Source organism: Olleya sp. ITB9, from assembly GCF_001315805.1.
GTDB lineage: Bacteria > Bacteroidota > Bacteroidia > Flavobacteriales > Flavobacteriaceae > Olleya > Olleya sediminilitoris.
In genome coordinates, this window is the sequence record NZ_BCBW01000036.1 from 1 (window position 1) to 6,104 (window position 6,104).

At 33.8% G+C, this 6,104-nt stretch carries 2 protein-coding genes; both read right to left on the reverse strand.

Features of this window, described 5'->3' with window-relative positions; all coding sequences use genetic code 11:
• On the reverse strand, positions 1–3,555 hold a 3,555-nt coding region (locus ITB9_RS10540; protein ID WP_222829368.1), incomplete at its 3' end, for a VCBS domain-containing protein.
• A 343-nt stretch (positions 3,556–3,898) separates the two neighbouring features.
• Positions 3,899–6,010 carry a M13 family metallopeptidase gene (locus ITB9_RS10545; RefSeq protein ID WP_028288720.1) on the reverse strand — a complete coding sequence of 704 codons (2,112 nt, stop codon included), beginning with the start codon at positions 6,008–6,010 and terminating at the stop codon, positions 3,899–3,901.
• Between the last annotated feature and the right edge of the window lie 94 nt (positions 6,011–6,104).

A 6,104-nucleotide genomic window follows, 5' to 3' on the forward strand; every position in this document is an offset into this window, starting at 1 on the left:
ACCATCACAATCTACAGTACTTGTAACTGCTACAGTTACACTTGAAACATCATAATCACATGGATCGTTTGGATCTGTGTTATCTGGACCTGAAGTACCATCCCTATCTGGATCTACTTCTGTTCCATTTATTACTCCATCACCATCACAATCGGATATATACCAATCGCTAGTCGTGTCTGTTAAATCTACATTTGGTAAACTACCTCCTTCACATGGATCTGTTGGATCTGTTCCGTTTGTCAGTTCATCTCCATTATTCTCTCCATCTCCATCACAATCAGCAGTTAAATAATCTCCACTTTGAGATAAAGTTATATTTGCTGAATCATAATCACATGGATCTGCTGGATCTGTGCCATCCGTTATTTCATCGCCATTGGTTACACCATCGCCATCACAATCTTCTACTAAGTAATCTCCACCTGGTGCAACACTAATATCTGAAACATTAAAATCACATGAATCATATGGATCTGTGTTACCAGGACCTGAATTACCATCCATATCTGGATCTACTTCTGTTCCATTTATTACTCCGTCACCATCACAATCGGCTACATACCAATCGCTAGTTGTATTGGTTAAATCTACATTTGGTAAACTACCTCCTTCACATGGATCTGATGGATCTGTTCCGTTTGTCAGTTCATCTCCATTACTCTCTCCATCACCATCACAATCAGCAGTTAAGTAATCTCCGCTTTGAGATAAGGTTATATTTGCTGAATCATAATCACATGGATCTGCTGGATCTGTACCATCCGTTATTTCATCGCCATTGGTTACACCATCGCCATCGCAATCGGCTAATAAATAATCTCCACTTGGTGCTAAGCTAAGATCTGAATCATTAAAATCGCATGGGTCTATTGGATCTGTGTTACCAGGTCCTGAATTACCATCCATATCTGGATCTACTTCTGTTCCATTTATTACTCCGTCACCATCACAGTCGGCTACATACCAATCGCTAGTTGTATTGGCTAAATCTACATTTGGTAAACTACCTCCTTCACATGGATCTGATGGATCTGTTCCGTTTGTCAGTTCATCTCCATTACTCTCTCCATCACCATCACAATCAGCAGCTAAGTAATCTCCACTTTGAGTTAAAGTTATATTTGCTGAATCATAATCACATGGATCTGTTGGATCTGTACCATCCGATATTTCATCGCCATTTGTAACACCATCGCCATCGCAATCTAAATCACTATAAGTTGACACGTCACACGGATCTATAATAGTTGTACCTAAAGTTACTGATTGTGAATCTGTAGCTGGATTCCCTCCAAAATCTGTTACATCCGCAGTAACAGTAATAGGCCCATCTGTTAGACCTGATATATCAGCATCTGTAGCTGTCCAAATACCGCCTGTTACAGTTGCTGTTGTGGTAACCGTATTTGTACCATCAGAAAAAGTAACCGTAACCACTTGTCCATCTTCAACATCTGTGGTGGTTCCAGTAATAGTTACATCTTGATCTTCTGTATCATCAACTATATTATCACCTTCGATAGGTGTTGAAATAGTAATTGTAGGTGCTGTTTTATCACCATTGATATCAATTATTAAATCTGCAGCACTTGAATTACTTCCATCTGTTAATAAATAATTGAATGTTTCTGTAAGTGATTGACCTGTTAACAATCCTGCTACAGCAGGATTACTTGTGTCTGGAGTGTAAACATATGAACCATCTGGATTAACCACAATCGTACCATACATACCAACAAAACTTGACCCAACAGATACGGGATTACCATCAATTTCTAAAACTATAATATTACTAGCTATACCTTGCCAGTAAATATCTGATATACCTGCAATTTGTCCGCCTTGATCAGGGTTAGTAGCATTTGGTCCATAATTATAACTTAACCTTAACTGATTTATTGGCTCTTCAAAAAGCACATTTACATTACCAGTTGCATCACTTTCTATAGCGTTACCTGTACCGTAGAATGTGTTACTTCCAGCATCCACTACTCCACCTGTGGTAACATACGTAAAATTTGAAACTACACCATCAAGTGTTCCATTTATTGTAATCTGATCTTGCCAAACAGGTGCTTGAGAAAAATCTATATCAACAACCAAAAAACCTAAATTAAAAACAGGCTCATCAAAATCTATGATTAATTCTGTATCACTAGAAGGATTGGTGCTAGCGTCTATTGAATATAATAAATAACCTGAATGGCCACCATTTGTACCTACTTGAAAGACCGTTTGGTTTTGATCAGCAACCCCTATATTGGAAGGATCAGCTGAAGTAAAATCAAGAGTAATACCATCTACGATTTTTGTTTCACCATCAACTGGTCCTGATATACCTCCAAAAACACCACCACCAGTACTAAATTCCGTTTCCCAAACAAGAGTAGATAAGCCTCTATCAATAAAATCTGCACCACTAGGTCCTATATCTGTTATTACATTACCAGAAACATCAGTTTCTGTAACTGCAGTTATAGAAGTGTTATTATCTAATGCCACTGGTGCTTCATCTACACCATTAATAGTAATAGTTAAAATTCCGTAATCTATAATATCTGCGTTATCTTTAACTGTATAAGAAATTATATCATCTAAAGACTCGCCATTTTTTAAACCAATGACAGACGAGCTAGTTTCATCTACATCATAAGAATAGGAACCATTAGATTGAATCGTGATCGAACCATATAAAGTTTGGTAAGAATTACCCACTTGACCAGGATAAACATCTACCTCTGAAACAGTAATTGAATTACCAGAATCATTTGTCAACACATTACCTGTTATGATTCCTGCATTATTTGCTAAAACACTATTAGCTTCATCAACCACATTTGGACCGTTATTATATACCCTAATAATATTTTGGGCACTTGCTGTTGCTAAATTAGGATCTGTAACTTCTATATTTGCAATTCTAACACCAGGAGTTGCAGTATTAGTTGCATTTCTGTAGAAAAGTGTATTTAAAAAGTCTAAAAAATCACTGTTTGAAATTGGATTACCTGCTAACTCAGTAATTGTAAATGTGGTAAAATTTTGAACCACTCTAATTGTGATTGAATTAACTGAAAAATCATTTGTAGAATTTGCCGTATCAAAATTAAACTGAAAGGGACCGTTTGTAGAGTATAAAAATTCTGTTGGATCAATTTCACCCGAAAAACTAACAACAGCAGATAAAATACTATTTGTGTCAGAGCTTAATGTTGGTATTACTGACATTGGAGATAAGTTTCCTGTCGTAGGAATAAATTGAACCACATGATCTACACCTGCATTTACAGAATTTAAATCTAATACAGGGTTTGCAAAATATTTAGTAATAACATTATTTTCGCTATTTGAATTAGCAATGTATGGCATAATAAATATTGCAATTGCAAAAATTTTAAAAGACCATTTTTTATTTACTAAAACAGAGTAAATGAATTGTTGAAATACATTACTAACTGCAATTAAAAAATTACTAGAATTAATTTTATTGACTTTAGCATAATTTAAAAATGAAGATTTTTTTAAAATCGAAAAAAATGTAATTACATCCATATAAATAGTTGTTTTTATTTCACCTAAATTTTAAATTCAAAAAGCATTATTACAAAATATATTTTTAAATAACTGAAGTTTAAACAACTAACTAAAAACATGTTTTATTAAAATTTACTTTACAAATTGTTTTAAAAAGTTAAGAAACAAAATCAAGCTTTATAAGGCCTGAATATTAATTTTGATAAAACGCTCATTTAATCGGTTAAAATACACGCTTAGAATGATTTTAAACAATTGTTTTAAGTATTAATGGCTCTATAAATATAGTTTGACGATACTAAACAAAAAAAAGAGCAACTAAATAGTTGCTCTTTTTAAATGTATAAAATCGAACGATTTTCTACCAAATTCTTACACGGTTTTCTGGTGCGATATACATTTTATCTCCTTCTTTTATATCAAAAGCTTCATAAAAAGCATCAATATTTAATAAAGGCTGAACTGCTCTTGTCATTCCTGGAGAATGTGGATCAGTTTTAATTCTAGTTTTTAATGCATCGTCTCTCATTTTTGTTCTCCATACGGTTGCCCAACTCATGAAAAAACGTTGTTCTGCAGTAAATCCATCTATTGGTTCTGGTTTTTCACCATCTTGTTCAAAACTCATTTGTAAAGCATCATAAGCTGCTAATACACCTCCAAGATCACCAATGTTTTCTCCTAAAGTAAATTTACCATTAATGTTAGTTTCTGGTAAAACTTCTATAGCGCTGTATTGATTAGCTAATGCTTCACCTAAACCTTCAAACTGTTTTAAATCTTCATCTGTCCACCAGTTATTTAAATTTCCGTCTTTATCATAACGAGAACCAGAATCATCAAAACTATGAGAAATCTCATGACCAATTACTGCTCCAATTCCTCCGTAATTTACAGCATCATCTGCATTGAAGTTATAAAATGGTGGTTGTAAAATCGCTGCAGGAAATACAATCTCGTTATATGCTGGGTTAAAGTATGCATTTACAACTTGTGGAGCCATATACCATTCTGACTTATCAACTGGCTTACCTAACTTTTCAATATCTTCTTTAAAATTCCATGCACGAGCATTTAAAGAGTTTTGTAAATAAGACCCTCCGTTTTCTACACTACTAATTTGTAAATCAGAATAGTCTTTCCATTTATCTGGATATGCTATTTTAACTTTGGTAGCTCTTAATTTTTCAATTGCTTTTTCTTTAGTTTCTGGACTCATCCAGTCTAATTTATTGATACGGTTTTCAAAAGCTAAAATGACATTTTTAATCATCTTTTCTGCTTTAATTTTTGCTTCTGGCGGAAACTTTTTGTCAACATATAATTTACCTAAAGCTTCACCAACAGTTCCGTTTAACGAACCTAATGCACGCTCGTCTCTAGCACGTTGTGCTTTTGCTCCGTTTAATTCTTTTCCATAAAACTCCCAATTAGCAGTTTCGATATCTGTACTTAAAAAGCCTGCTGAATTATTAAATGTCAACCATTTTAAATAAGCTTTCCAATCGCTAACATTATTATCTGCTAAGACTTCTTGTAATCTATTAAAATACCCTAAATCACCTACAATAACAGTATCTAACTCTTTAACTCCAATACCTGACAAAAAGTTTTTCCAATTAACTGCAGGAACCATTTTTTGAACGTCCTCAATTGATCTTGGATTGTAACGTTTACGTGCATCACGACGATCTACTTTATCCATTTTAGCTTCTTCTAACCTAGTTTCAAATGCTAAAATTTGCTCAGCTTGTTGTTTAGCTTCAGCTTCAGTATCCCCTAAATATTGTAGCATTCTAGTAATATGAGCTACATATTTTTCTCTTTTTTCTTTTGAATCTGCATCATCTTTGATGTAGTAATCTCTGTCTGGTAAACCAGTTCTTCCTCCACCAAGATAGGCTACATTACGGTTACTATCTTTTGGATCTGATCCAACTCCAAAACCATATAAACCACCACCTCCTTGAGGCTCCATTTCGATCATATAAGCTTGAAGATCTTCAATGTTGTTGATAGCTTCAATTTTTGCTAAATAAGGTTTAACCGGATCTATACCTAAGTTATTACGTCCTACAGTATCCATTATTGTTTGATAATAATGTACTGCTTTTTCTTGATCAGAACCTGGTAATACTTTTATATTGTCTAAATCTTTATTATCTGACATTGCTGCTTTTAAAATACTTAAAGCATCAGCATCTGTTTTTTTACGTAATTCTTGAAAACTTCCCCAAGTAGATTGGTCATCCGGAATTTCGTTGTTTTCTAACCATTTTCCGTTTACGTATTTAAAGAAATCTTCTTTTGGTTGTGTTGACTTGTCCATGTAATCAAGATTGATACCTGGAACTACTTCTAACTGAGCGGTAGGCTTTGTTTCTTCTTGCTGTTTCTGCTCTTCTTTACATCCCATGATGGTCAAGCAGCTAACAACACCTATTACAGTTGTTTTTTTAAGGTTGATTTTCATATTACTTATATTTAAAAGGCTTTTTAATAAGGGTTCAAGATATAAAAAAAGCACCTTCAAGTAATATAAGTAGTGTTTTATTTTGTTTAATTAA